Raw genomic sequence first — 24,440 nt, 5'->3', positions numbered from 1 at the left:
AGAGCAGTGCCGGTGCCTGGCAGGGCCTAGCCGGATCTGCCGGAGAGCAACGACCCGAGTCCGATGAGTCGCAGGGCGAACCAGTGTTCGTCGATCAGTGCGTACACACGGTCGGGGCCGGCCGTCGAGAGGTCGTTGACCGGCCCCGGAAGGGGCACGGTGAGGGGCTCGCGGCCGGGCCGGGCCGGGTTCCAGACGCGCAGGGTGCTGTCCGAGCACGCCGCGACGATCAGGTCCTGCCGGGGAGTCTCGAGGCGGGCCAGGTGAGTGAAGGGGGTCCCGGGATGGCGCAGCGGGCGGCCACTTGCCGCGCCGTCGCCGGGCTTGAGATCCCAGAGTTCCAGATAGTGCCGGTCGTCGTCGTGGACCTGGACGGCGACGGCGAGCTGCCATTGTCCCCTGGCGGCGCGCAAGGCCACGGGAGTCAGGCCGGGCACGGGCGGGACCGCCGCCCTGCCCACGAGCCGTGTGCCGACGCCCGGCTCACCGCGCACCTCGATCACGCCGTCCGAACCGATCGTGGCCACGAGCGGCTTGCCCCGACGGCGTACGCAGGGCACGGCGGTCAGGGCCCTGCCCGTCGGCAGACCGTCCTCGGTGTGCACCTTGTTGTGCCGCAGCCAGAACAGGGTGCTGGGCGGTGCCGTGTCGTAATGGACCGTCAGGGCGGACATCCAGCCGGGTGCGTCGGCGACGACCAGTGAAGTCACGGGCCCGTTCAGCGACTTGAGGGGAGCCACGGCTTCACCGGTCCTGATCTCCTGGCCTGTCTCCGCGTCGAGCAGGTGCAGCACCCGGGATTCGTGTTCCACCAGGACGAGAACGGGCCGGCCGTCCGGAAGCACCAGCGCGGCGATGTGCCCGACCCGCCGATGAGCAGGCCAGAGCATGGTCCGCACCTCCCCCGAGGTGTCCGCCACCCATACGCCGCCCCGCACGCCGGCCACAGCCAGTGCGACCGGCACGTCGCCCTTGGGAGGCCTCCAGGGAGCAGTGATACGGCGGGCCCAGCGGCTGTCGTAGTCGGGCTGCCCGGGTGGGCCACCACTGGCGGAGTCCCACAGGCGCACGGCCCCGTCCCAGCCGGCGGAGGCGAACAGGTCCTCGCCCCGCCCGGTCCGCAGCGCGGTGAGCGCGTAGGATCCGCCCGGCGTCACCCGCTGCTGCTCGGTGGGGGAGAGCACCCGCTGCCAGTCGGCCGGTATCACGTGGGTGCCGGACGCACCGCGCGAGTCGAGTTGCTCCGGGAGGGCGGACATACGGCTCGTCAGCGCGTGCAGAACGGCTCCCGCGGATGCGTCGAGGACGGCCATGCGGGATCCGCTGCCCGCCACCGCGAGCCGCGTACCCCCTTGGAACCGGAACGGTGACAGGGAGCGCACCCCGCCCCGCACCGTCCCAGCCAGCACCCGCCGGGGCATCAGGTCCTCCACGTCCCAGACCCGCACAGTGCCGTCCTCGGCGCCTGACACGGCGAGCGTCCCTGTGTCGTCCGGACAGGCGAGCACGTGGACCGTGCCGGTGTGCCCGTGCATCACCCCTGCCGCTCGCACGGTATCCGGCCCGGTCACGTCCCAGCGGCGTACGGAGCAGTCCGCGCCCCCGGACAGCAGGAAACGCTGCCCGTCGGGCAGCCGCCCCGCGGCCACCGCGGTCACCGGGCCCACATGGCCGGTGAGGACGGTCGCGCTCCAGTCGTCGGGGCGCCACAGCCGCAGAGTGCGGTCCTCGCCCGCCGAGGCGAGCAGGGGTGACGCCTCGTCGTCGAGAACGGTGAGACACAGCACGGTGTCCGAGTGCCCGCGGAGCACGGTGACCCGGCCGCCGGTGCCGAGATCCCACACGTACAGGTCACGGCCGGCTGCCGCGACCAGCAGCCGGCGCCCCCGGACGTCCGTGAGGCGCGTCAGCGCCGTCACGGTCGTGTCCGGGCCGGTAAGGACCATCCTGGTCTCACCGGTGTCCGGGTCCCACAGCCGTACCGTCGTGTCCCCGCCCGCGGAGGCGAGCAACTCCCGTCCTTCGCCGGTGTCCACGGGCTGCAGGGCGACCACGGGGCCGGAGTGCCCGCGCAGTACGACGCTGAAGTCGTCCGGGGCCGTAGAGGCGGAACTCAGGAACGCCGGCACGGCCGTGTGACCCGCGAACCAGTCCAGGAGGCCCTGTTCCTCGAACATCGCGGTCATCAGCAGCGTGCGCAGCCGCTCCTCGGGGGACAGCGAGGCCAGCCGGTGCGCGGCCCGCAGATACAGACGCGCCACAGGCAGCGTGAACCGGTCCGGCAGGGAACGTACGGCCGCGGCCGTACGCGCCGGGTCGGCGCAGGTGAGGAATCCGAGGTCGTCCATCACCTCCGGTAGCAGACCCGCGGCCCGCGCGTGTGCCGCGAGGTGCCGCCGCAGATAGGGATGGGCGGACTCCCATGCGGCCGGGCCGCGCCCCGACACGGTCGTGAGCAGAGCCCTGGTGATGCGCTCGTGCACGTCGGGGGGCGAGATGCCGCGGAAGTGATCGATGAGCGACTGGTGGTACAGCCGGTAGACCGTCTGGCCCGACTCGCCGGACTCGACCAGATGGAATCCGGCGTGCTCCAGCACCCACGCGATGTCCCCGTCCTCGTAGCCGCGCCCGCTGTCCGAGAGGGCTCCGGCCAACACCGGCCACAGATCGCGGCGCGGCAGCCCCGCTCCCTCGGCCCACGCCAGTGGACGCAGCAGGTCGCACAGCCGCTCGGGGTCGGGGGAGCGGGCGAACTCCTCGTCAAGCACGGCCGACAGATCGCCCGAGAGCAATCGTTCCAGCTCTGCTCGCCAGTCCGTGCCGGGTGGCACCGGCGGCGCGTTGAGCACCGCACGGCCGGCGATCCGCGCGTACAGGAAGTTCCCGTCGCTCGCCTCGGCGATCCGCTCGGCCCACTCGCGGGCGAACCCCTCCCCGACGGGCCGGGAGGAGTGTTCGGAGCCGAGCAGCCGGCGCCGTGCGTACGCGGTGAGGTCGGCCCGGGACCCCGGTTCGTCGTCGAGGACCGCCGTTTCGTCGGGGGCCAGGGCCTGGATCAGCGGGCCGGCGTCGTTGGTGACCGTCGTTTTGCCGGCGCGGTGCGGGCGGGTGCCGACCAGGACTCGCACACCGGGCAGGTCGGCGAGGGGGCGCAGGAGATCGGCGGCGATGGGAACGGCCTCGGCCGCCTTGGCCTCGTCCAGCCCGTCGATGACGACGGCCACTCGCCGGCCCAGCTCGCCGACCTGCCGTACGACCTCCGCCGCCCGGAGCCAACCGTCCCGGCGCGCGGGCAGGCCGAGGGTGTCGGCCACCGCGCGCAGGCAGTCCTCGAGCGTCTTGTTCCGGCAGGAGAGCGCGAGATCGACACAACCCAGCGGCGGCAGGGCGGAGTTGGGTGTGTCGTTCAACGCGCCCTCCGCCTCGGCCACCGCCCGCAGGTCCGGCACCGACAGGGTTGCGATCCGTCCGAGCAGTGCGGACTTCCCCGTGCCGGGCGAGCCCGTGACCGCGAACAGGCCGCGCTCCGCCTGTGCCAGCCAGCCGATGAGGCGCCGCAACAGCCGGTCACGGCCGCAGAAGTACCATCCCGTCTCTCCCACCTCGATGCCGCGGGCCGAGAGCACGAGGTGCTGGTCCACCTCCGTCGCCCGCAGCCGGCGCAACCGCTTGGTCTCGACGTCCTCGTCCGGCACGGTGGCCGACGGATGCAGCGGATTGCGCAACGCCGGGACGGGCGCGCCACGGGCGACGTAGGCCGTGCCGCCGTCCCGCCGCGCCATCACCCGGTCCATCACGTCGGCGAGTTCGTCGGAACGGATGGTCTCGTCGTGCTCCGTCCACCGCCGGTCCTCCGGGCCCTGCCGTACGACTCGCTCCAGTGTCTCGGCGAACACCCCGTCCTCGGCGCTCTCGAAGCCGCGGGTCGAGGCGATCACCGCGAAGCGCCGCTCGGGTCCGGCCGCGCTGCTGTGGTCCAGGACCTCGCAGATCTCGGCGGCGACACGGGAGGCGGCGACTCCGCTCGCGCAGCAGTCGAGCAGGACCAGAACCTCGTGGAACTCCCGGTGGGCGAGGAACCGGGCGAGCGCCTTGGCCGTGATCGCGCGGTACTCGTCCAGACGGGTACCGGGGGAGTCGGCGGCGATGAGGAAATGCTCGCCCGCGTCGACACAGCCGTGACCCGTCCAGTACAGAACGAGGCGGGAACCACCACCGTGCCAGGCCCTCAGCCGTTGCGTGATCGACGCCCAGTCTCCACCGGCGGTCAGCTCGGGAAGCTCGTGGCCGTACCCCAGGGACCGGAACAGCTCGTACAATCTGCCCACACTGGCGGGGACATGGGACAGGCGCGGCCAGTTCGCGTCCTGGTACTCGCCGACCCCGACAAGGACGAAGCGGCCGTCGTCCGTCATGTGCGCCACCGCACTGTGGTGCTCCCCGTTGCCGTGCCCCTGGGCGTCGACGGCCGTAGCATGTGGCCTGCCGTCAACCAGGCGCATACTACGGCGAATTGTGCAACGGGGGGAATCTGTGCCCAGTACTCCGGCGACGGACGGGCGGAGCGGTCCGGTGACGGATCTGGTCGTGGTTCTGCCCGGCATCATGGGCAGTGTTCTGGCCCGCGACGGGCACGAGGTGTGGAACCACACGCTCGCGGTGGCCGGACGGCACGCGCTGAGCCGCTTCGGCGAGGTGGAGCGGCTGGTGGTGCCGGACGGCACGGGTGACGCCGATCCGGGCGACGGCGTGGAGGCCGTTGGACTCATCCACGGGCTGCACATCCTGCCGGGCGTATCGGCCATCGACGGCTACGGGACTCTGCTGGCCTTCCTGGAGCGGCGGTTGGGCCTGTCCGTCCGGACCGGTAACCTCCTGCCCTTCCCGTACGACTGGCGGCTCTCGGTGCGGCTCACGGCCCGCAGGCTCGCGGCCCGGGTGGAACCCGCGCTCGCCGCGTGGCGCGCCCGAAGCGGCAACCCCGGAGCGAAGGCCGTGTTCGTGGCTCATTCGATGGGCGGCCTCGTGGCCCGCTACTACCTGGACGTCCTCGGCGGAGGCGCGCACGCCCGGAGCCTGGTCACGGTCGGTACCCCCTACCGGGGGTCGGTCAACGCGCTGGACTCGCTGCACCGGGGAGTCGCGCCGCGCCTGGGCCGGCTGTCCGCACCGTTCACCCGGCTGGCGCGCTCGATGCCGTCCCTGCATCAACTCCTGCCGACCTGGCGCTGCGTCATCGACGGGGACGGGCTTCGGTCGGACTTGGCCCGCACGCCGGTGTCCGGCCTGGACCCCGACCTGAGCAGCGAAGCCCTGCGCTTCCACCAGGAGCTCGACCGGGCCGACGGCGACGGATACGCCCTCCACGTCTTCGGCGGCTACCGCCAGCCCACGCGCCAGTCGGCTCTTCTGACGGCCGACGGGTTCAGCGGTCGGCGGGAACTGGACGGTACGGACCACTACGGCGATGGCACGGTTCCCCGGTTCTCCTGTTTCCCCGCGCAGTTGACGGACGACTCGACCGTGCGGTTCTTTGCCCAGAAGCACGGGGCGCTGCAGAACGAGCGGGCCCTGCTGAACCAGCTGGAAGCCTTGCTCACCGCCCGGGATCCGCGTCAGTTCCTCGACGGCAGACAGGAGTTGTGCGTCGACGTCCCCGAGATCGCCGATGCGAACGATTGCGCGGTGGAGGTGATGGCCGAGGACGACCGGCTGATCCTTTCGGCCGCCGCCGAGGACGTCGAGACGGGCAGAGTGGGCGTACGCCGGTCCCTGCACAACCGCGGAGACGGCCACTACGGCACCCGGCTCACGCTGCCCGGCCCGGGAACCTGGCGGGTCACCGTGGGGGACCCGGTGAACGCGGGCCGGGTACACGAGGTGAGCAGCATCGTGCTGGCTGCTCGGTGAGAAGCCGCGCAACTGCTTGAGCGGCGAGGCGTTTTTCGAGGGCCTTGGCTCCGGTGGCCGCGTCGGACGCGCTCGTCTTCGTCGAGGGAGACATCGCCGACTGCTTCGGCGGTCTTCCACCGGCGGCAGTCAGGATCCGAGCTAGGGCAGTTCGAAGCCGAGGGCCCGCGCCGCCTCCGTCGGTGTCGGCTGCGTCCAGCGGTCCACCATCGCCTGGTTCGAGGACAGCGAACGCAGTTCCGCACGGTCCAGGTAGAGCCTGCCGTCCAGGTGGTCCGTCTCGTGCTGCACGATGCGGGCGGGCCAGCCGGTGAACACCTCGTCCAGCGGCCGGCCCTCCTCGTCCTCGCCGGTCAGCCGCACTTCCGCGGGCCGCGCCACCACGGCCTGCCACCCCGGCACGCTCAGACAGCCCTCGAAGAACGCGGCACAGCCGGTGCCCACGGGTTCGTACGACGGATTGACCAGCACCCGGAACGGCTGCGGCACCCGGCCGCGGGCCAGCCGCACCTCCTGCGGCACCGGCGCCGGATCCTCGACGACGGCGATCCGCAGGGGTACGCCGACCTGGGGCGCCGCGAGGCCGACGCCGGGTGCCGCGTGCATGGTGAGGCGCAGGGCCTCGACGAAGCGGGCGAGGAGAGCGGGGCCGAGCTGGCCGTCGTAGCGCTCGGTGCCGCGCCGCAGCACCGGGTCGCCGGCCGCCACGACGGTCAACGGGCCGTCGGCGGCGAGGAGTTCCTCGACCCGCTCGGCGAGAGGCGCGCGATCACTGGGGGAAGCCATCGCGCCAGCATGCCACGGCGTGCTGTGCCGACCGGTGCGCTCCGGCGCCCTCCGGTGTGACGCACGCCACTCCCACTCCCGGGAACTCGGGCTCTTTGCGCCCCGACTACTGGTTCGCCCCAGCTGAGACCCGACCCTCGGAGAAGCCCGCCGATGTCCACCGCTCCCTCGACCACGACGGACGAGGCTCCCCAGTCCGCCGCACCGGCTCCGGCCCCGAGCCGCTGGGCCCCGCTGCGGCCCCTGATCCTGCGGATGCACTTCTACGCCGGCGTGCTCGTCGCGCCGTTCCTGCTCGTCGCCGCCGTCACCGGATTCCTGTACGCGGGCTCGTTCCAGGCCGAGAAGCTCGTCTACTCCCAGGAGATGACCGTTCCGGTGGGCGACTCCAAACTGCCGATCTCCGAGCAGGTGGCCGCGGCCCGCAAGGCCCACCCGGAGGGCACCGTCTCGGCGGTACGGCCCTCCCCGGAGGCCGACGCGAGCACCCGTGTGATGCTGTCCGGCGTCGAGGGCGTGGGCCCCGACCACACCCTCGCCGTGTTCGTCGACCCGTACACCGGGAAGGTGCGGGGCGCCCTCGAGCAGTACGGCTCGACGGGCGCGCTGCCGCTGCGCACCTGGATCTCCGAGCTCCACCGCAACCTGCACCTCGGCGAAACGGGCCGCCTCTACAGCGAACTCGCCGCGAGCTGGCTGTGGGTGATCGCGGGCGGCGGTCTGGTGCTGTGGTTCTCGCGCCGCCGCGCCCTGCGCAAGGTGCGCGGCACCAGCGGACGGCGTCGCACGCTCGGCCTGCACGGCAGCGTCGGCGTGTGGGCCGCGGCCGGCTTCTTCTTCCTCTCGGCGACGGGCCTGACCTGGTCGACCTACGCCGGCGCCAACATCGACGAGCTGCGCACCTATCTGCGCCAGGCCACCCCGTCGATCTCGGCGACGGTGGGCGGCGAGCACGCGGGCCACGACAGCGCGGCCGGGCCCGGCGGTGACGCCGAGCACGGCGTCGGCCTCGACAAGGTCCTCGCCGCCGCGCGCGCCGAGGGGCTGAGCGACCCCGTGGAGATCGTGCCGCCCGCGGACGCCGAGTCGGCGTACGTCGTCAAGCAGGTGCAGCGCAGCTGGCCCGAGAAGCAGGACTCGGTCGCGATCGACCCGGCCACCGGTGAGGTCACCGACGAGCTGCGGTTCGCCGACTACCCGATCCTCGCGAAGCTGACCCGCTGGGGCATCGACCTGCACACCGGCGTCCTGTTCGGCCTCGTCAACCAGATCGCCCTGATGCTGCTCGCGCTCTCGCTGATCCTGCTGATCGTGTGGGGCTACCGCATGTGGTGGCAGCGCGGTCGCGGCTCCGCCTTCGGCAGGCCCATCCGGCGCGGCGCCTGGCGGCAGGTGCCCCCGTATGTCCTCGTCCCGCTGCTCGCGGCCGTCGCCGTCCTCGGCTACTTCGTGCCGCTGCTGGGCATACCGCTCGCCGCCTTCGTGGTCGTGGACGTGGTCCTGGGCGAGATCGCGCACCGGCGGGGCCGCGGGCGTACCGAGGCGCCGTCGGCCTGAAGCAGCGCAGCATGACGCGGGCCCGGCTCCACGGTGGAGCCGGGCCCGGGCCATGGTGTGTTTGACCTCTCTCAGAGGCTCTCGAAGTCGCCCGCGAGGGCCGAGGCGAGGCGCAGATGCGGCTCCGCCTCGGCGTGCCGTCCCTGGCGCTGAAGGGTGCGGCCCAGCATCAGCCGGGCGTAGTGCTCCACCGGGTCGCGCTCGACGATGACGCGCAACTCGGCCTCCGCACGGCGCAGTTGGGCCGAGTGGTAGTAGGCGCGGGCCAGCAGCAGCCGCGGTCCGGTCTGTTCCGGCACCTCCTCGACCAGTCCGCCCAGGACACGGGCCGAGGCGGCGTAGTCCTTCGCGTCGAAGAACATCCGCGCGCGCTCCCAGCGCTCCGCCGGCGTTCCGTGAGCGTAGTAATCCACCTCGTATGTCATGTCCACTCGTAACCTCCTTCGAGGCGGACAACGGACGGCAGTGATTGAATATTCCACTACTCTGGAATGCGCGGGATGCACGGCGAGTGCTTCGCCCGGGTGACGCACTGACGGCACGCCTCCCACAGGACTAGTTTGGTCCGCATGAGCAATCTTGATCGCGAGCCGGTTCCCGCGGTGTGCGGCGGCCGTGGCTTCGTCGTCGCGGAGCCGGTGCGTGAACTCCTCAGCCCTCGCCGTGTCCAGCTCGGCGAGTCCACCGAAGTCCGCCGGCTGCTCCCCAACCTGGGCCGCCGCATGGTCGGTGCCTGGTGCTTCGTCGATCACTACGGCCCCGACGACATCGCCGACGAGCCCGGCATGCAGGTGCCCCCGCACCCGCACATGGGCCTGCAGACGGTGAGCTGGCTGCACGAGGGCGAGGTGCTGCACCGCGACTCCACGGGCAGCCTGCAGACGATCCGCCCGCGCGAACTGGGCCTGATGACCTCCGGCCGGGCCATCAGCCACTCGGAGGAGAGCCCGAAGTCGCACGCCCGCTTCCTGCACGGCGCACAGCTGTGGGTCGCCCTGCCCGACAGCCACCGCCACACCGATCCGCGCTTCGAACACCACGCCGAACTGCCGGTCGTCACCGCTCCTGGCCTCAAGGTCACGATGATCCTCGGCGGCCTCGACGGCGCGACCTCGCCCGGAACGACGTACACCCCCATCGTCGGCGCCGACCTCGCCCTCGCCCGCGGCACTGACGTACGCCTTCCCCTGGAGCCGGACTTCGAGTACGCGGTGCTCTCGATGTCCGGCGAGGCCCACGTGGACGGCGTGCCGGTGCTGCCCGGCTCGATGCTCTACCTCGGCTGCGGCCGCACCGAACTGCCGCTGCGCGCCGAGTCGGACGCGGGCCTGATGCTCCTGGGCGGTGAGCCGTTCGAGGAGGAGCTGATCATGTTCTGGAACTTCATCGGCCGCACCCAGCTGGAGATCGAGCAGGCCCGCACGGACTGGATGACGGGTTCACGGTTCGGCGAGGTGAAGGGGTACGACGGTGCTCCACTGCCCGCCCCGGAACTCCCGCCGGTACCGCTGAAGCCGCGGGGCAGGGTGCGCTGAGCGCCGGCCTGCGGCCGCGCCGGCGCGGGCGTCGTCCTGTCCCCGTGCCGCCTTGCGGGACTGCCGCGTGCACCGGCGCATCCTGTGCAACCGGGTACTCGACGGCTCCCGCGTATCCGATCTCCGGCGCGCTCGTGGACAGCGGCTGCACCATCCCCGGACCGGACCACCTGAAGGAGGAACAGGTCGCGCTGCAGCCTGGCCGTCCCTGGTCCTCTCTCGCCCGCCTCAGGTCGGCGCCGTCGCCACCCGCAGCGGCGCGGGCCCGGTGGCCGTCTCGCCGTCGCTGAGGCCCGCGATGGCCGTCCACCAGTCGGCGCCGTCCTCGACGTACCGCAGCAGGACGCCCTCCCGGATGGCCCACGGGCAGATCTCGACGGCACTGATACCGCTGAGCTTCATCGCGGTGTGGCCTACGATCGCGCCCGCCAGGCTCTGCCCGGCGCGCGGCACGGAGATGCCCGGGAGCCGGCCGCGCTCGGCGGTGGAGAGCGCGGCGAGGGTGGCCACGGCACGGCGCAGGTCGTCGCGGTGCAGCACGCGCCGTACGAACGGGCCGTCACGGCCGGGCGCGGCGCCGCACAGCCTGGCCAGCTGCTGGAAGGTCCTGGAGGTGGCGACGACGCTGCGCGGCCCCTCCCACCGGATCCGCGCCGCGACGTCACGGAGCTGGTGCCGCACCTTGCGGCGCAGGGCCTTCACCTCGTCCGGCGACGGAGGATCGCCGGCGCGGAAGAACTCGTTGGTGAGCCGGTTCGCGCCGAGCGGCAGGGAGACGGCGAACTCGGGTAGCCGGCCCCGGCCGAACGCCACCTCGCAGGAGCCGCCGCCGATGTCGAACAGGCCGAGCGGCCCGGACTGCCAGCCGATCCAGCGCCGGGCGGCGAGGAAGGTGAGCTCGGCCTCCACCTCGCCCGGCATGACGCACATCCGCACGCCCGTTCGGCTGCGCACCGTCCGCAGTACGTCCAGCCGGTTCGGTGCGCCTCGCACGACGGCCGTGGCGAACGCCAACGGGCCTGCGGCGCCCCACCGTTGGGCCTTGCGCCCGGCCGCCTCGACCGCATGCACCAGCTGCTCCACGGCCTCCTCGCCGATGTGCCCGTCAGGACCGACCCGTTCGGACAACCGCAGCTTCCACTTGGCGGTGCGCACCGGCAGCGGCACCCCGCCCTCCGCGTCCGCGACCACCAACCGCACCGTGTTCGATCCCGCATCCACCACACCGACACGCATGGCCGCCGGGTACCCCGACCCGCCTGCCCGATGCGCATGCGTCCCCGCGCCGAGCGGCGGATGCCCGACCACCGAGGGTCACCCGTCCGACTGACATCAGCCGAACGGGTGCCGCTCCCGCGCCGCGCGAGTGTTTCGCGCGGCGCGGGTACTCGCCCGGCGGGCCGGTGGCTAGGCATGGCCTGTGACGGGTGGAGCACAGGCGCGGAGGGAGGCGTTCCGTGGCGGAGCGGAAGCGGGGCGAGGAGGCCTTCGTCAAGGCGGCCGACGCCACCGACGCGCGGCTGCCGGCGTACGACGGGGCAGGCGGGCTGCTGCGGAAGGCGTTCCCTCACCACTGGTCGTTCTTCCTGGGTGAACTGGCGCTCTACAGCCTGATCATGCTGCTGCTCACCGGGGTGTGGCTGACCCTGTTCTTCCATCCGGAGATGCGCGAGGTCGTGTACCACGGCCGCTATGTGCCGCTGGACGGGGTCCCCATGTCCGCCGCCTACGAGTCGACCCTGAACATCAGCTTCGACGTGCGCGGCGGGCTGCTCATAAGGCAGGCGCACCACTGGGCGGCCCTGGTGTTCGTCGCCGCGATCGGCGCGCATCTGCTGCGGATCTTCTTGACGGGCGCCTTCCGCAGGCCGCGCGAGATCAACTGGGTCATCGGCGTCACGCTGTTCGTGCTCGCCCTGGCCGAGGGGTTCGCCGGCTACTCGCTCCCCGACGACCTGCTCTCCGGCACGGGGCTGCGCATCGCGCAGGGCATCATGCTGTCCATCCCGGTGGTGGGGACGTACGTCAGCATGTTCACGTTCGGGGGCGAGTTCCCGGGGCAGGAGATCGTGCCCCGGCTCTACAGCCTGCACATCCTGCTGCTGCCCGGTGCGCTGATCGCCCTCGTCACCGTCCACCTGATCCTGGTGTTCTACCTGAAGCACACACACTGGCGCGGCCCGGGCAGGACGAACGCGAACGCCGTCGGCAAGCCCATGGTCCCCCAGTTCACCGCCACATCGGCCGGCCTGTCCCTCATGGTCTTCGGTGTGCTGACCGTGCTGAGCGGGCTCGCGCAGGTCAATCCGGTGTGGAAGTACGGCCCCTACCGCCCCGACATCGTGTCGACCGGCTCCCAGCCGGACTTCTACGTCGGCTTCCTGGAGGGCGCGCTGCGCCTCGTACCGCCCTGGGAGACGAACGTCGCCGGGCACACGCTGATGTGGAACGTCCTGCTGCCGGCGGTCGTCCTGCCGGGGATGTTCTTCCTCGTCCTGTACGTGTACCCGTTCGTCGAGCAACGGCTGACGGGGGAGTGGCAGGAGGAACACCATCTGTGCGACCGTCCGCGGGAGCGGCCCGTCCGCACCGGTCTCGGCATGGCCGGCCTCGTCTTCTACGGCGTGCTCCTGCTGGCCGGCGGCAACGACATCGTGGCCCAGACCTTCCGGATCTCGGTGAACACCCTGACCTGGATCCTGCGCGTCGCCCTCGTACTGGCGCCCGTCCTCGCCTTCATGATCACCCGTCGCCTGTGCCACGCCGCGCTGGCCGTGGAGCGGGAACGCCTGACCGAGGGTGAGGAGACCGGCGAGGTACGTCAGTCCGTGGACGGGGGGTACGAGAGCGACCACCGGCCGGTGGAGAAGTTCCGCCCCGGCGCCCCGAGAACGCCGATCAGCCCTCCCGCCCGGCGCCCCGGTTTGCGTACTGGAACACCATTCCGAACACCCCGGCCCCCAGCACGCCGAAACCGATGAGGAACAGCCACAGTCCGTAGACCACCCCGGTCGCGGTGACGGCGAACCCGGCGGCGGTGATCACCGGCCAGTGACTCTCCGGCGGGAAGAACTCCAGGGGCCCGGCGGCGTCGGCCACGTCGGCGTCCGCGCGGTCCTGTGGGCGCAGCCCCTTGCGCCGGTAGTGCATCGCGCAGAAGAAGCAGACCAGCGCGGCCATGCCGAACGCGATGATCAGTGCCGTCGTACCCGCCGGATCGCCGTGCGACCAGACCCCGTAGAACACGGCGGTGCCCCCGAAGAAGAAGGCGACACCACCGAAGAGCAACGCCTCGGTCCTCATCGCAGCCCCTCCTCCTGAGCCTCTTTCACGATGCCGGGATGGTGCAGGTCGAAGGCCGGGGACTCGGACCGTACCCGCGGCAGCGCCACGAAGTTGTGGCGGGGCGGGGGACAGGACGTCGCCCACTCCAGAGAGCGTCCGAATCCCCAGGGATCGTCCTCGGTGACCCGGCGCCCGTACCGAGCGGTGTGCCACACGTTGTACAGGAAGGGCAGCGTGGAGACACCGAGCAGGAACGCCCCCGCGGACGACAGCGTGTTGAGCAGCGTGAACCCGTCGGAGGCCAGATAGTCGGCGTACCGGCGGGGCATGCCCTCCTCCCCGAGCCAGTGCTGCACCAGGAAGGTCAGCTGGAACCCCGGGAACAGCAGCCAGAAGTGCAGCTTGCCGAGCCGCTCGTCCAGCATCTTCCCGGTGAGCTTGGGCCACCAGAAGTAGAACCCGGCGAACATCGTGAAGACCACGGTGCCGAACAGCACGTAGTGCAGGTGCGCCACGATGAAGTACGAGTCGGTGAGGTGGAAGTCGAGGGGCGGGGAGGCGATGAGCACCCCGCTCAGACCGCCGAGCAGGAACGACATGAGGAAGCCGAGCGCCCACAGCATGGGCGTCTCGAACGACAGGGATCCTTTGTGCATCGTGCCGATCCATGCGAAGAACTTGATGCCGGTGGGGACGGCGATCAGGAACGACATCACGGAGAAGAAGGGCAGCAGCACCGCCCCCGTGGCGAACATGTGGTGCGCCCAGACGACCGCGGACAGCATGGTGATCACGATCGTGGCGCCGATCAGCGGCAGATAGCCGAAGAGCGGCTTGCGCGAGAACACAGGAAGGATCTCCGAGATGATCCCGAAGAACGGCAGCGCGACGATGTACACCTCCGGGTGCCCGAAGAACCAGAACAGGTGCTGCCAGAGGACGGCTCCGCCGTTCGCGGCGTCGAAGACGTGGGAGCCGAACTTGCGGTCCGACTCCAGGGCCAGCAGGGCGGCGGTGAGCACCGGGAACGCCGGCAGGATCAGGATGGACGTGAACAGCACGTTCCAGGTGAACAGCGGCATCCGGAACATGGTCATGCCCGGGGCGCGCAGGCACATGATCGTGGCGATGAAGTTGACCGCGCCCAGGGTGGTCGACACACCCGTGACCACGAGGCCCATCACCCACAGGTCGCCGCCCGCGCCGGGGGTGTAGTAGGCGCTGTTCAGCGGTGCGTAGGCGAACCAGCCGAACGCCGCCGCGCCGCCCGGCACCACGAACCCCGAGACGACCATGAGACCGCCGAACAGGTACATCCAGTACGACAGCGCGTTGAGCCTGGGAAAGGCCACGTCCGGTGCGCCGATCTGCAGCGGCATCACGGCGTTCGCGAACCCGGCGAACATCGGGGTCGCGAAGAGCAGCATCATGATCGTGCCGTGGATGGTGAACAGCTGGTTGTAGCCCTGTTCGCTCATGAACTGCAGCCCGGGGCGGGCGAGTTCGGCCCGCATCCCCAGCGCGAGCAGACCGCCGAGGAGGAAGAAGCAGAACGCCGTCACCATGTACAGGCGGGCGATCACCTTGTGGTCGGTAGTGGTCGCCCAGCGCAGCAGCGTACGGCCGAAGGAGTGCGGGGAGGCGGCGGGGCTGCGGCCCTCGTCGGCGCGTTCGGACAGTTCGGTCATGGTCCTCCTCCATGGGCCCGACCAGGGTCCGGCGGCCTCCCGAGAGTCGTGCTGCCGCGCGGGGACGCCTCGCGAGTGCCCGGGCCGCCCTGAGGGAAACCGTCGGCCACCGGGCGCGGAGCGAACCCGCACGACAGCGCCGACGCTACTGCCGTGACCTGCAAGAGCCGTTCACGCCACGCGTCCTGTCCGCCGTCAGAGGGGTTGTGCGCATCGCGAATCCGCTCCGGGGCCGGGGGTACTCGGCTCAGATGCAGACGACGTCCTACGCAGCAATGGCGGCCGGCTCGGCGCTCGGGGTGGCGGCCGTACTCATCGGCGGTCTTGTCATCACCGGCGGTCTGGTGTGGGCCGTCCGCCTCGGCATCAAGGTGCGGCGGCGCGAGCCACCGCCTCCGCGGCGTGACGAGCAGCCCACACCGCCGGCGACCGGCCCCGTCCGCGAGACGCGGGAGATGCGCGAGCCGGACGAGGTGCCCCGCGCCGGCGACGAGAGCGAGCGCCTCACACCCCACCGACTCAGGCCCTCCGGAAGCAAACGGAGCGAGGACCGGAAGCGCCCGCGCTGGGACCCCGGGTCCAGCGGATCGTTCGGCAGTGGTGGGACCGGGGGGAGGTGAGCCGGGGCCCCGCGCCCGGCTGGGCGTTTGCCCGGCGCGAACGCGGGGGACTCGGAACGGCGCATCGAGAGCCGGTGCTCACCTCGGAGCGAGGAACGGAGCCCGAGCAGTTCGGACACAGAAGGAAGATGAAGAGCCGTGACCGCGCGCCCCAAAGACAGTTCCGTCGTCCGCCGACCCGAGACGGGCTGGGCGAGGGCCCGCCGTATGCGCGGGAAGGGTGTGCGCACCTGGGTCTCGGCCGTCGAGGTCCGCAACGCCGCTCCCACGGAGCAGTCCGGTCAGGAGTCGAACATCGTCAGAGGTGAGGACTGAGTCCGTGCGATCCGCGGCGGCGGCCCAGTGGCACCTCGGCGCCTACTGGTCGTCGCCGCGGCGCAGTGGTCCCCAGGACCCCTCCTGGCGGTCCACCGCCGTCTGCGCGTCCTCGATGACGTGTTCGTCGACCCAGCCGATCGGCCGTACGTCGCCGACCAGCGGTTCGTTGTCCGGCCCACGGCCCTCGACGCGTCCGCGCAGCACCCAGGGGCGCACCCCGGGCCCCTTCTCCCGCGGCAGATGCGAGTAGTCGTGCAGCCGACGGGCCACCCACAGTTCGACGGGGCGGTCCTTCCACCAGGGCTCGACAGCGAGCGGATTGGCCGACAGCCCCGGCATGCGTACGCCCGTGAGGTCGTCCCTGCTCGCGAGGTCGTCCCTGCTTCCCTCCGCGCCCAGATCGGCCCGAGGGCCGTGGGACCAGCGCACGAACAGGTCGGGGAAGCGTTCCACGAGGTTCCCCAGCTCTTCGAGGGAACGGAGGACGGGAAGATCGTTCGCGCCTGGCATCGAATCCGCCCTCCTCGAGGTCGTCCCACCGCGACCGCCCACACCGAGCTGATCACCGGGCCCGGGTACCCCTGAGGGCGCACGGCACCCACAACCCCCGCGCTGGACAGTCTGTACAGTCTCTGGACTCCTGGTCTAGAATCCAATGTGCCGGGGCGGCCGTGCCCCGACGCACGGAGGAGGAGGATGGTGGCCGAGCAGTCCCTGGAGCGCGAGCGGGACGCGATCCTCGCCGCACTGGTCCCGGTCGTCGACGGAATCGCGGCGACGCTCGGCGCGATGTGCGAGGTGGTGCTCCACGACTACCGGCGGCCGGAGAAGTCGGTCGTCGCCGTCGCCGGATCGGTGACCGGGCGGGCGGTGGGCGGGGCGATGAGCGAGATCGGCATGCGTGTCGTCGCCCGCGGTGACGATGCGGCCGACGAGCTGAACTACCTCACCCGCACCGGCACCGGGCAGCTGGTGAAGGCGTCCACCATGGTGCTGCGCGACTCCTCGGGCGCGGTGTTCGGCGCCCTGTGCGTCAACCTGGACGTCACCGCCGTCAACCAGGCCCACACCCTGCTCGGCGCGCTCGCGGGCCTCGGCGCGGCTCCCGGTGAGCTGCCGGTCACCACGTTCGGCAACGACATCGACTCGGTCGTCGACGCCATCGTCGACGCCCATCAGCCGCGGCAGCACCAGAACTGGGCCGCACTGGACCGCACCCAGCGCCTGGAGCTGTTCCGCAGCCTCGACGAACACGGGGTGTTCGCCGTGCGGCGAGCGACAGAGCAGGTCGCCGCCCGCCTCGGCATCTCCCGCGCCTCCGCCTACAGCTACCTCTCCCAGGCCAGAGCCGCCACCACCGCGCCCGCCACCGACCAGACTCCCGAGGGAGAACACCCGTGACGACCGCACCCCCGCCGATCACCCTCGACGACGTCCGTGACGCCGCGGCCCGGCTGAAGGGCGTCGCGCACCGCACACCGGTGCTGCGCTCACGCACCCTCGACGCGCTCGTCGGCGCCGAGGTCCTCCTCAAGTGCGAGAACTTCCAGCGTGTGGGTGCCTTCAAGTTCCGCGGCGCCTACAACGCGGCCTCCCGGCTGACGCCGGAGCAGCTCGCCCGCGGCATAGCCGCCTACTCCTCCGGCAACCACGCCCAGGCCGTCGCCCTGGCCGCCCGGGAGCTCGGCACCACCGCGGTGATCGTCATGCCCGAGGACACGCCACGCTCGAAGATGCGGGCGACCGCCGGGTACGGCGCCGAGATCGTCACATACGACCGCTACACCGGCGACCGCGTCGCCATCGGCGAGGCCCTGGCCGCCGAACGCGGTCTCGCCCTCATCCCGCCGTACGAACACCCGCACGTCATGGCCGGTCAGGGCACCGCGGCACTCGAACTCCTGGAGGAGGTCGGGGAACTGGACGCCCTGCTGACCCCCGTCGGCGGGGGCGGACTGATCGCGGGCAGCGCCACCGCGGCCAAGGGCCTGCAACCAGGCATCCGCGTCATCGGCGTCGAACCGGAGGCCGGCGACGACACCAAGCGGTCGCTGGAGGAGGGCCGGCGCATACGGATTCCGGTGCCGCGCACGATCGCCGACGGCCAGGCCGCGGAGACACCGGGAGAACTGACCTTCTCCGTGAACCGGCGGCTCCTCGACGGGATCGCGCTGGTGAGCGACGACGAGATCCGGGACGCGATGCGGTTCGCGTTCGAGCGGCTGAAGATCGTCGTCGAGCCGAGCGGCGCCACCCCGCTGGCCGCCCTGCTCGCGGGCCGCGTGGACAGGCTCCCGCGCCGTGTCGGCGTCATCGTCTCCGGCGGGAACATCGACGCCGACCGGTTCGCCCGGATCTGCGGAAACGGGGACTGAGGCGGGCGGGCGTCCCCCGAATGGCGGCTCCCGGTGGACGAGCGGACGATGGAGTGGTGGGGCCCGGCCCCACCGGTGACGCAGGGCCGCCGGGGGTCGAGCCCCGGCCGCGGTCGGTCGCGGCCGGAAAGGAGGAGCGTCATGTTGGAAGTGAAGACGCTCGAAAAGCCGGACGAGCGGCGTGACTTCCCCCGCGGCCACCTCGAAGCCGTCCACCTGACGGGGTGCGACTTCGCCGTGGCAACCTTCGAGCCGGGCTGGCGCTGGTCCGAGTCCGTGGCTCCGATCGCGGGCACGGACAGCTGTCAGATGAACCACAACGGCTACATCGTCCAAGGACGCATGCACATCCGCATGGACGACGGCGGCGAGCAGGAAGTGGGCCCCGGCGACGTATTCGTCTGCTCACCCGGACACGACGCATGGGTCGTGGGCGACGAGCAGTGCATCGCGTACGACTTCGAGGGGCAGACGGCCAAGGAGTACGCGAAGGCGAAGGAGGGCTGAACGCCCTCGGAGACGTCAGACCGGCAGCAGTCCGCCGACCAGTGCGCTGAGCTGACGCGCGGTGCGGCACTCGTGCATCTCGACCAGCTCCGCGTAGGCGGGCGCTGCCGAGTCGCCCGTGCCCCACTGGGCGCGCGGCTCCGGGTTCAACCAGTGCACACGGCGGGCGCGTTCGGTGATCTGCCGTACGGCCGCCAGGTTCGGGTCGCTCATGTTCGTGCGGGCGTCGCCGAGCACGAAGACCGTCGTGCGCGGCCCGACCGCGTCGCCGTACCGCTCGGCGAACTCGCCCAGGGCGACGCCGTAGTCGCTGCTGCCGTGCCAGCCCGTGAGTGTCGCCTCGGCGCTGATGCGCGCGCCGAGCCCCTCCGGGTCGGCCCTGCCGTGCACCAGCAGCCCGGTCACCTCGTCGATCCGGTTGACGAAGGCGAACACCCGCACCTTGCTGAACTGGTCGTGCAGCGCCTGCACCAGCAGCATCGTGAAGTCCGAGAAGCCGGACACCGAACCCGACACGTCGCACAGCAGCACCAGTTCGGGGCGGGCGGGCCGTCGCCGGCGCAGCACGGGCCGCACCGGCACTCCGCCGGTCGACAGCGACCCGCGCAGGGTGCGGCGCAGGTCGATCGTGCCGCGCGCGGCACGCCTGCGGCGGGCGGCGAGCCGGGTGGCCAGCTTTCGGGCGAGCGGCTGCACCGTCCTGCGCAGTTCCGCGAGTTGAGCCTTACCGGCGTAGAGGAAGTCCACCCGGTCGGCGGTCGGGGCCACCGCCCGGCGGGCGATCTCGTCCCGGCCACGCCGCTCGGCCACCCGGCGCCGCGCCTCAGCGGCCACGAGCCCGCGGAAGGCCTCGATGCGCCGCCGGATCTCGTCCTCCAGCAGCCGGTCGTCGAACCCGGCACCGCGGCCCTGCGCCCGGACGCTGTCGCGCACCCGCGCGAGCAGCGTCTGCGGACGGAGCCGGTCGAGCGTCTGGTACGACGACCAGCCGTCCGACCCCGGTGAACTCCCGTACCCGCCGAAGCCGTCCACCGCCTCGATCGCCAACCGCCCCAGCATCGCGCCGTCGTCGGCGGCGAGCGCACGCGCCAGCCGGTCCCGCAGGGCGTCGCGGTCCGCCGGGCCCGCGTCCGGTGTGCCGACGCCGCGCGGAAAGTACAGGTCGAAGACCGCGTCGAACACCTTCCGCTGGTCCGTCGTGTGCAGCAGCGTGGCGGCCAGTCCCTCGCGCAGCAGCTCACGGTCCGCGAAGCCCAGCTCCGCCACGGCCCGCGCCGCGTCCACGGTCTCGCCCGTGCCGATGCGGACGCCGTGCGAGCGCAGCGCGGCGACGAATCCGGTCAGCCGCGCCGCCACCTCCGTCGCGGCGGTCACACGGCGTCCAGGTCGAGCTTCGCGGCCGCCTTCAGGACGTCCTCCTGGTGCTTGAGGATCACGCCCAGACTGTCGCGTACGACGTTCTCGTCGAGCGTGTCCGCGCCCAGCGCGAGCAGCGTGCGCGCCCAGTCGATGGTCTCCGCGACCGACGGCACCTTGCGCAGGTCCATCGCGCGCAGCGCGCCGATCACGCGCACCACGGACGCGGCCAGTGCCTCGTCGATCGCGGGCACCTTCAGCCGGACGATCCGCCGCTCCAACTCCTCGTCGGGGAAGCCGATGTGGAGGAACAGACACCGGCGCCGCAGCGCCTCCGACAACTCGCGGCTCGCGTTCGAGGTGAGGACGACGAACGGGCGGCGCGTCGCGGTGATCGTGCCCAGCTCCGGCACGGTGACCTGGAAGTCGCTGAGCACCTCGAGGAGCAGGCCCTCCACCTCGACGTCGGCCTTGTCGGTCTCGTCGATCAGCAGCACCTTCGGGTCGTCGCCCCGGATGGCGGTGAGCAGCGGACGCGTCAGCAGGAACTCCTCGCTGAAGATGTCCGTGCGCGTCTCGTCCCACGACTCGTCGCGGCCCGCGCTGATGCGCAGGAGCTGCTTGGCGTGGTTCCACTCGTACAGGGCCCGGGCCTCGTCCACACCCTCGTAGCACTGCAGCCGTACCAGCCGCGCCCCCGCCACCTCGGCGACGGCCTTCGCGAGCTCTGTCTTGCCGACACCGGCGGGCCCCTCCACGAGGAGCGGCTTGCCCAGGCGGTCGGCGAGGAAGACGGTGGTGGCGACGGCGGGGGAGGCCAGATAGCCGGTCCCGGCGAGGCGTGCGGAGACATCGTCGACGGATGTGAACACGGGGCCTCCGGCTGTGGTGGCGGGAATGTCGGCGTCCGGTCACCCGGTACAGGTGACCGGGCACCTATCTAAGCGCTTGCTCATCGATTCTGTCACGTCTCGACGGAGTTGATGTCAGTGGTGCGCAGTACGTTGCGGGCATGGGGATCTACCTGGTGAGTGTCGCCGCGCAGGAGTGGTTCGAGGAGAGCGAGGACGGTCGTGGACAGCTGGCCTCGGCGCTGAACGAGGAGCTGAGCCGGCGCGGTCTGCCGCCCTACCTCTCCGTCCCCGAGGAGACGGGCTTCGTGCGCGGCTCGGGGACGCAGTTCGAGGAGAAGCTGGTCCCGCCCATGGACGGATTCGGTGCGCTCTGCCGGGCGCGTCTGACCCGGGAGGAAGAGGAGACCCTCTGCGGCTGGTCGGTGCTGGTGCCGTTCCCGCTGGACGAGGAGATCTGGCTGGACATGGGCACGTCCTACACGGAGGAGACGATGGTCGCCGGCGCACCCCAGGTGCTGGCCCTCGCGGAGAGGCTGGCGACAGCCGTGGAGCTGCCGACGGAACTCATACCCGCGGCCTGCGACAACCTCGATCTGACGATGTGGTTCCTCGACGGCGCGGCGAAGGACGTGGCAGCCGCGCGCCCAGGGCCGTGGAGCGACGACCTGGACGCCTCCTTCTATGTGGCGCTGTATCTGCGCGCGGCCCAGCACTCACTGCGGCGTGGGGCGCCGATCCTCTACTGCTGACCGGCGTTCAGCCGACCAGCACGACCTCCAGAGTGCGTGGGCCGTGCACCCCCTCGACCCGGTCCAGTTCGATGTCGCTGGTCGCCGACGGGCCCGAGATCCAGGTCGACGGACGGACCGGGTCCAGGCGTTCGAGGGCCTGGGGGACGGAGGAGACGACCTGGTCCGGGACCCGTACGACACAGATGTGGTGGTCGGGGACCAGTGTGATGCGACGGCGACCCTGGTCCGGACTCCCGTCCAGCACGATCGTGCCGGTCTCGGCGATCGCCACCGCACACGCCGTGATCACGCTGTCGACCCGGTCGAGTTCGTGCGGGGTGCTTCCGGACCCGTCGGGAACGTGTTCGGCATCGGCTGCCGCGAGCCACCCGGCATCCAGTCCCGGCGGCACGAGCACCGTCTTCGAACCCCGCGCGGCGAGTATCCCCGCGATCGTCGCCGCCAGGTCGTCGGCCGTGCAGCGGTGCACGATCGCCCTGTAGTCCGCCAGGTTCTCCGCCAGCAGATCGACGGTCTTCGCGACGCTCCGCTCGCCGTGCTCGCGCAGATAGCCGCGTTCGATCGCCTGGTCGTACGGCGTGTCGTCCTGTGGTACGTCCGCGAGCGCGCGCCGCACCCGGCCCAGGATCCGTTCCCTGCTGCTCATTTCACGTCCTCTCCACCATGGGTGCGCTGCCACCAGTCACGGAACGGTTCCGGAGGCACGGGCGGCAGGTCCCGGGTGCCGCTCCACGCCCTGCCCGGCCCGGGCAGTGAGCGCGGATGCAGACGTCGGGTGCGCGAGGCGAGCCGCTGTCCGGTGCGCAGGGCGCCCGGGTGGGTGAACGCCCAGCGCGCCGCCCGCATGGCCGCACGCTCGGCGGCGTGTCCCTTCGCCGGCTGCAGGACCACCTTGTTGCCCTCGCGCGTGACCTGCCCGCCCTCCACGACCCGCTCCCGTAGATGCACCAGCACCTCGGGGATGTCGATGGCGACGGGACACACCTCGTAGCAGGCGCCGCACAGCGAGGAGGCGTACGGCAGGGAGGCGTCGATCTCGCTTGCCGTGCCCCGGAGTTGGGGGCTGAGGATGGCGCCGATCGGTCCCGGGTAGACCGAGCCGTACGCGTGGCCGCCCGCCCGCTCGTACACCGGGCAGACGTTGAGACACGCCGAGCAGCGGATGCAGCGCAGGGCCTGGCGGCCGACCTCGTCGGCGAGGGTGTCGGTGCGGCCGTTGTCCAGCAGCACCAGATGGAACGTCCGTGGTCCGTCCTCGTCCGCCGTGCCGGTCCACATGGAGGTGTACGGGTTCATCCGCTCGGCAGTCGAGGAACGGGGAAGTGTCTGCAGGAACACCTCCAGGTCCCGCCAGGTCGGCACGATCTTCTCGATGCCGACGACCGAGATCAGCGTCTCGGGCAGGGTGAGGCACATGCGTCCGTTGCCCTCGGACTCGACGACCACCAGCGTGCCGGTCTCGGCGACCATGAAGTTGGCGCCGGAGATGCCGACCTTGGCGCGCAGGAACTTCTCCCGCAGGTGCAGCCGCGCGGCCTCGGCCAGTTCGGCGGGCGTGTCGGTCAGGCCCTCGGGAGCAGGGCGGCCCCATTCGCCCATCTGGGAGCGGAAGATGTCCCGGATCTCACCGCGGTTGCGATGGATGGCGGGGACCAGGATGTGCGAGGGCCGGTCCTTGCCCAACTGCACGATCAACTCGGCGAGATCGGTCTCGTAGGCCCGGATGCCCTCCGCCTCGAGCGCCTCGTTGAGGCCGATCTCCTGGGTGGCCATCGACTTGACCTTGACGACCTCCGACTCGCCGGTCTCCCTGACCAGTCGGGCCACGATCCGGTTGGCCTCGTCGGCGTCCGCGGCCCAGTGGACGGTGCCGCCCGCGGCGGTGACCGACGCCTCCAACTGCTCCAGATAGCGGTCGAGATGGCGGAGCGTGTGGTCCTTGATCTGCTTGCCGGCCTCCCGCAGCGCCGCCCAGTCGGAGACCTCGCTGACGGCCGTCGCACGCTTGGCGCGGATGGTGTGCGTGGCGTGCCGCAGATTGCCGCGCAGGGTCTCGTTGCCCACGGCCCTCTGCGCGGCCTTCGGAAACGCCGGCATCCCTACGAACGTACCGCTCATGCCGTCGGCTCCTCCTTGGTGCTCGCCAGGATCTCCGCGATGTGCACCGGCCGCATCCCCGTGCCCAGCCGGGTCATCGTCCCGCCGATGTGCATCAGACACGAGTTGTCCGCCGCGCACAGCACCTCGGCCCCCGTGGAGGCGGCGCCTCGCACCTTGTCCGCGCCCATCGCCGCCGAGACGTCGGAGTTCTTCAGCGCGAAGGTGCCGCCGAAGCCGCAGCACTCCTCGGCACCCGGCAACTCGACCAACTCCAGCCCCCTCACGGCCTGGAGCAGCCGCCGGGGCCGCTCCCCGAGGCCCAGGCCCCGCAGCCCGTGACAGGTCGGGTGGTACGTGACCTTGTGCGGGTAGTAGGCGCCCACGTCCGTCACGCCCAGCACGTCCACCAGGAACTCCGTGAGCTCGTACGTCTTCGGGACCACCGCGGCCAGGGTGGCCGCGAGCGTGTCCCCGCGCCCCTCGGCGCGCGCCCGCTCACCCATCCGCGGATACAGCTCCCGCACCATCGCCCCGCACGACCCGGACGGCGTCACGATCGCCTCGTACTCCCCGAAGACATCGGAGAAATGCCGGGCCAGCGGCTCGGCCTCGTGCCGGTAGCCGGTGTTGTAGTGCGCCTGCCCGCAGCAGGTCTGGGCCATCGGGAAGTCCACCTCGACGCCCAGCCTGGTCAGCAGTTTCACCACGGCGCGGCCCGTGTCCGGATAGAGCGTGTCGTTGACACAGGTCAGGAACAGTGCGACACGCATCGCGGCTCCTAGGGGTTGATCATCGGA

22 protein-coding genes are annotated in these 24,440 nt (G+C 71.5%); 10 read left to right on the top strand and 12 right to left on the bottom strand.

Going from position 1 to position 24,440, the window contains the following annotated elements; all coding sequences use genetic code 11:
- Positions 1-26: 26 nt before the first annotated feature.
- Positions 27-4,502: a hypothetical protein gene (locus ABZO29_RS06595; RefSeq protein ID WP_367319189.1), complete on the bottom strand. Its 4,476-nt coding sequence runs from the start codon at positions 4,500-4,502 to the stop codon at positions 27-29.
- A gap of 70 nt (positions 4,503-4,572) precedes the next feature.
- Here ABZO29_RS06595 and ABZO29_RS06590 point away from each other — a divergent pair, with 70 nt between their 5' ends.
- The gene (locus ABZO29_RS06590) at positions 4,573-5,910 is read left to right on the top strand and encodes a hypothetical protein (RefSeq protein WP_367319188.1); all 1,338 of its coding nucleotides are present in this window, start codon (positions 4,573-4,575) and stop codon (positions 5,908-5,910) included.
- 141 nt (positions 5,911-6,051) lie between these two features.
- Here ABZO29_RS06590 and ABZO29_RS06585 read toward each other — a convergent pair whose 3' ends face one another.
- Positions 6,052-6,696: a peptide deformylase gene (locus ABZO29_RS06585; RefSeq protein WP_367319187.1), complete on the bottom strand. Its 645-nt coding sequence runs from the start codon at positions 6,694-6,696 to the stop codon at positions 6,052-6,054.
- A gap of 153 nt (positions 6,697-6,849) precedes the next feature.
- Between ABZO29_RS06585 and ABZO29_RS06580 the strand changes: the two genes are divergently transcribed.
- Positions 6,850-8,253 carry a PepSY-associated TM helix domain-containing protein gene (locus ABZO29_RS06580; RefSeq protein ID WP_367319186.1) on the top strand — a complete coding sequence of 468 codons (1,404 nt, stop codon included), beginning with the start codon at positions 6,850-6,852 and terminating at the stop codon, positions 8,251-8,253.
- A gap of 71 nt (positions 8,254-8,324) precedes the next feature.
- Here the strand turns inward: ABZO29_RS06580 and ABZO29_RS06575 are convergent, their stop codons facing one another.
- The gene (locus tag ABZO29_RS06575) at positions 8,325-8,678 is read right to left on the bottom strand and encodes a tetratricopeptide repeat protein (RefSeq protein ID WP_367326062.1); all 354 of its coding nucleotides are present in this window, start codon (positions 8,676-8,678) and stop codon (positions 8,325-8,327) included.
- A 144-nt stretch (positions 8,679-8,822) separates the two neighbouring features.
- Between ABZO29_RS06575 and ABZO29_RS06570 the strand changes: the two genes are divergently transcribed.
- Positions 8,823-9,788: a pirin family protein gene (locus tag ABZO29_RS06570; protein WP_367319185.1), complete on the top strand. Its 966-nt coding sequence runs from the start codon at positions 8,823-8,825 to the stop codon at positions 9,786-9,788.
- Positions 9,789-10,016: 228 nt separating this feature from the next.
- Here the strand turns inward: ABZO29_RS06570 and ABZO29_RS06565 are convergent, their stop codons facing one another.
- Complete coding sequence (locus ABZO29_RS06565; protein WP_367319184.1) at positions 10,017-11,024, bottom strand: Ppx/GppA family phosphatase; 1,008 nt, start codon at positions 11,022-11,024, stop codon at positions 10,017-10,019.
- A gap of 221 nt (positions 11,025-11,245) precedes the next feature.
- Here ABZO29_RS06565 and ABZO29_RS06560 point away from each other — a divergent pair, with 221 nt between their 5' ends.
- Positions 11,246-12,769, top strand: a complete 1,524-nt coding sequence (locus ABZO29_RS06560; RefSeq protein WP_367319183.1) for a cytochrome bc complex cytochrome b subunit — start codon at positions 11,246-11,248, stop codon at positions 12,767-12,769.
- On the opposite strand, the gene ABZO29_RS06555 is transcribed toward ABZO29_RS06560, so the two are convergent.
- Positions 12,687-13,091, bottom strand: a complete 405-nt coding sequence (locus tag ABZO29_RS06555; protein WP_367319182.1) for a cytochrome c oxidase subunit 4 — start codon at positions 13,089-13,091, stop codon at positions 12,687-12,689. The two genes, ABZO29_RS06560 and ABZO29_RS06555, sit on opposite strands and share 83 nt — an antisense overlap.
- Entirely contained in the window at positions 13,088-14,761 is a 1,674-nt protein-coding gene (gene ctaD / locus ABZO29_RS06550) for a cytochrome c oxidase subunit I (RefSeq protein ID WP_367319181.1), read from the bottom strand. Before ctaD ends, ABZO29_RS06555 begins: the two co-directional genes overlap by 4 nt.
- A 251-nt stretch (positions 14,762-15,012) precedes the next feature.
- Here ctaD and ABZO29_RS06545 point away from each other — a divergent pair, with 251 nt between their 5' ends.
- Both ABZO29_RS06545 and ABZO29_RS06540 read left to right on the top strand, forming a co-directional pair.
- Positions 15,013-15,381 (top strand): DUF6479 family protein, encoded by a 369-nt coding sequence (locus ABZO29_RS06545; protein ID WP_367319180.1) that lies wholly within the window; start codon positions 15,013-15,015, stop codon positions 15,379-15,381.
- Between the two features lie 138 nt (positions 15,382-15,519).
- Positions 15,520-15,696: a hypothetical protein gene (locus tag ABZO29_RS06540; RefSeq protein WP_367319179.1), complete on the top strand. Its 177-nt coding sequence runs from the start codon at positions 15,520-15,522 to the stop codon at positions 15,694-15,696.
- A gap of 42 nt (positions 15,697-15,738) precedes the next feature.
- Here the strand turns inward: ABZO29_RS06540 and ABZO29_RS06535 are convergent, their stop codons facing one another.
- A complete protein-coding gene (locus ABZO29_RS06535; RefSeq protein WP_367319178.1) occupies positions 15,739-16,209 on the bottom strand; it encodes a DUF6098 family protein in 471 nt (156 codons plus the stop codon).
- A gap of 186 nt (positions 16,210-16,395) precedes the next feature.
- Between ABZO29_RS06535 and ABZO29_RS06530 the strand changes: the two genes are divergently transcribed.
- The 3 genes from ABZO29_RS06530 to ABZO29_RS06520 all read left to right on the top strand — a co-directional run bounded on the left by ABZO29_RS06530 (position 16,396) and on the right by ABZO29_RS06520 (position 18,581).
- A complete protein-coding gene (locus ABZO29_RS06530) occupies positions 16,396-17,100 on the top strand; it encodes a transcriptional regulator (protein ID WP_367319177.1) in 705 nt (234 codons plus the stop codon).
- Positions 17,097-18,074 carry a threo-3-hydroxy-L-aspartate ammonia-lyase gene (locus ABZO29_RS06525; protein ID WP_367319176.1) on the top strand — a complete coding sequence of 326 codons (978 nt, stop codon included), beginning with the start codon at positions 17,097-17,099 and terminating at the stop codon, positions 18,072-18,074. Before ABZO29_RS06530 ends, ABZO29_RS06525 begins: the two co-directional genes overlap by 4 nt.
- Before the next feature lie 141 nt (positions 18,075-18,215).
- Positions 18,216-18,581, top strand: coding sequence for a cupin domain-containing protein (locus ABZO29_RS06520; RefSeq protein WP_367319175.1), 366 nt, complete (start codon positions 18,216-18,218; stop codon positions 18,579-18,581).
- 15 nt (positions 18,582-18,596) lie between these two features.
- Here the strand turns inward: ABZO29_RS06520 and ABZO29_RS06515 are convergent, their stop codons facing one another.
- Together ABZO29_RS06515 and ABZO29_RS06510 are read right to left on the bottom strand one after the other, a co-directional pair.
- Complete coding sequence (locus tag ABZO29_RS06515) at positions 18,597-19,955, bottom strand: VWA domain-containing protein (RefSeq protein WP_367319174.1); 1,359 nt, start codon at positions 19,953-19,955, stop codon at positions 18,597-18,599.
- Positions 19,952-20,809 (bottom strand): AAA family ATPase, encoded by an 858-nt coding sequence (locus ABZO29_RS06510; RefSeq protein ID WP_367319173.1) that lies wholly within the window; start codon positions 20,807-20,809, stop codon positions 19,952-19,954. Before ABZO29_RS06510 ends, ABZO29_RS06515 begins: the two co-directional genes overlap by 4 nt.
- A 140-nt stretch (positions 20,810-20,949) precedes the next feature.
- Here ABZO29_RS06510 and ABZO29_RS06505 point away from each other — a divergent pair, with 140 nt between their 5' ends.
- Complete coding sequence (locus ABZO29_RS06505) at positions 20,950-21,540, top strand: hypothetical protein (protein ID WP_367319172.1); 591 nt, start codon at positions 20,950-20,952, stop codon at positions 21,538-21,540.
- 7 nt (positions 21,541-21,547) lie between these two features.
- On the opposite strand, the gene ABZO29_RS06500 is transcribed toward ABZO29_RS06505, so the two are convergent.
- Genes ABZO29_RS06500 through ABZO29_RS06490 form a run of 3 tightly spaced genes read right to left on the bottom strand, consistent with a single transcriptional unit; the run spans position 21,548 to position 24,413 of the window.
- Complete coding sequence (locus tag ABZO29_RS06500) at positions 21,548-22,189, bottom strand: lactate utilization protein C (protein WP_367319171.1); 642 nt, start codon at positions 22,187-22,189, stop codon at positions 21,548-21,550.
- Positions 22,186-23,661, bottom strand: a complete 1,476-nt coding sequence (locus ABZO29_RS06495) for a LutB/LldF family L-lactate oxidation iron-sulfur protein (RefSeq protein WP_367319170.1) — start codon at positions 23,659-23,661, stop codon at positions 22,186-22,188. The genes ABZO29_RS06500 and ABZO29_RS06495 overlap by 4 nt, the downstream gene beginning before the upstream one ends.
- Positions 23,658-24,413 carry a (Fe-S)-binding protein gene (locus tag ABZO29_RS06490; protein WP_367319169.1) on the bottom strand — a complete coding sequence of 252 codons (756 nt, stop codon included), beginning with the start codon at positions 24,411-24,413 and terminating at the stop codon, positions 23,658-23,660. Before ABZO29_RS06490 ends, ABZO29_RS06495 begins: the two co-directional genes overlap by 4 nt.
- Between the last annotated feature and the right edge of the window lie 27 nt (positions 24,414-24,440).

This window comes from Streptomyces sp. HUAS ZL42, assembly GCF_040782645.1.
Lineage (GTDB): Bacteria > Actinomycetota > Actinomycetes > Streptomycetales > Streptomycetaceae > Streptomyces.
Note: the sequence above shows the minus strand (reverse complement) of the source record. Positions and strands in the feature narration are given on the sequence as shown.

Coding starts and splice junctions, on each gene's coding strand:
- ABZO29_RS06595 (WP_367319189.1), bottom strand. CDS start 4,502: ATGCGCCTGGTTGACGGCAGGCCACATGCTACGGCCGTCGACGCCCAG.
- ABZO29_RS06585 (WP_367319187.1), bottom strand. CDS start 6,696: ATGGCTTCCCCCAGTGATCGCGCGCCTCTCGCCGAGCGGGTCGAGGAA.
- ABZO29_RS06580 (WP_367319186.1), top strand. CDS start 6,850: ATGTCCACCGCTCCCTCGACCACGACGGACGAGGCTCCCCAGTCCGCC.
- ABZO29_RS06575 (WP_367326062.1), bottom strand. CDS start 8,678: ATGACATACGAGGTGGATTACTACGCTCACGGAACGCCGGCGGAGCGC.
- ABZO29_RS06570 (WP_367319185.1), top strand. CDS start 8,823: ATGAGCAATCTTGATCGCGAGCCGGTTCCCGCGGTGTGCGGCGGCCGT.
- ABZO29_RS06565 (WP_367319184.1), bottom strand. CDS start 11,024: ATGCGTGTCGGTGTGGTGGATGCGGGATCGAACACGGTGCGGTTGGTG.
- ABZO29_RS06555 (WP_367319182.1), bottom strand. CDS start 13,091: ATGAGGACCGAGGCGTTGCTCTTCGGTGGTGTCGCCTTCTTCTTCGGG.
- ctaD (WP_367319181.1), bottom strand. CDS start 14,761: ATGACCGAACTGTCCGAACGCGCCGACGAGGGCCGCAGCCCCGCCGCC.
- ABZO29_RS06545 (WP_367319180.1), top strand. CDS start 15,013: ATGCAGACGACGTCCTACGCAGCAATGGCGGCCGGCTCGGCGCTCGGG.
- ABZO29_RS06535 (WP_367319178.1), bottom strand. CDS start 16,209: ATGCCAGGCGCGAACGATCTTCCCGTCCTCCGTTCCCTCGAAGAGCTG.
- ABZO29_RS06530 (WP_367319177.1), top strand. CDS start 16,396: ATGGTGGCCGAGCAGTCCCTGGAGCGCGAGCGGGACGCGATCCTCGCC.
- ABZO29_RS06520 (WP_367319175.1), top strand. CDS start 18,216: ATGTTGGAAGTGAAGACGCTCGAAAAGCCGGACGAGCGGCGTGACTTC.
- ABZO29_RS06505 (WP_367319172.1), top strand. CDS start 20,950: ATGGGGATCTACCTGGTGAGTGTCGCCGCGCAGGAGTGGTTCGAGGAG.
- ABZO29_RS06500 (WP_367319171.1), bottom strand. CDS start 22,189: ATGAGCAGCAGGGAACGGATCCTGGGCCGGGTGCGGCGCGCGCTCGCG.
- ABZO29_RS06495 (WP_367319170.1), bottom strand. CDS start 23,661: ATGAGCGGTACGTTCGTAGGGATGCCGGCGTTTCCGAAGGCCGCGCAG.
- ABZO29_RS06490 (WP_367319169.1), bottom strand. CDS start 24,413: ATGCGTGTCGCACTGTTCCTGACCTGTGTCAACGACACGCTCTATCCG.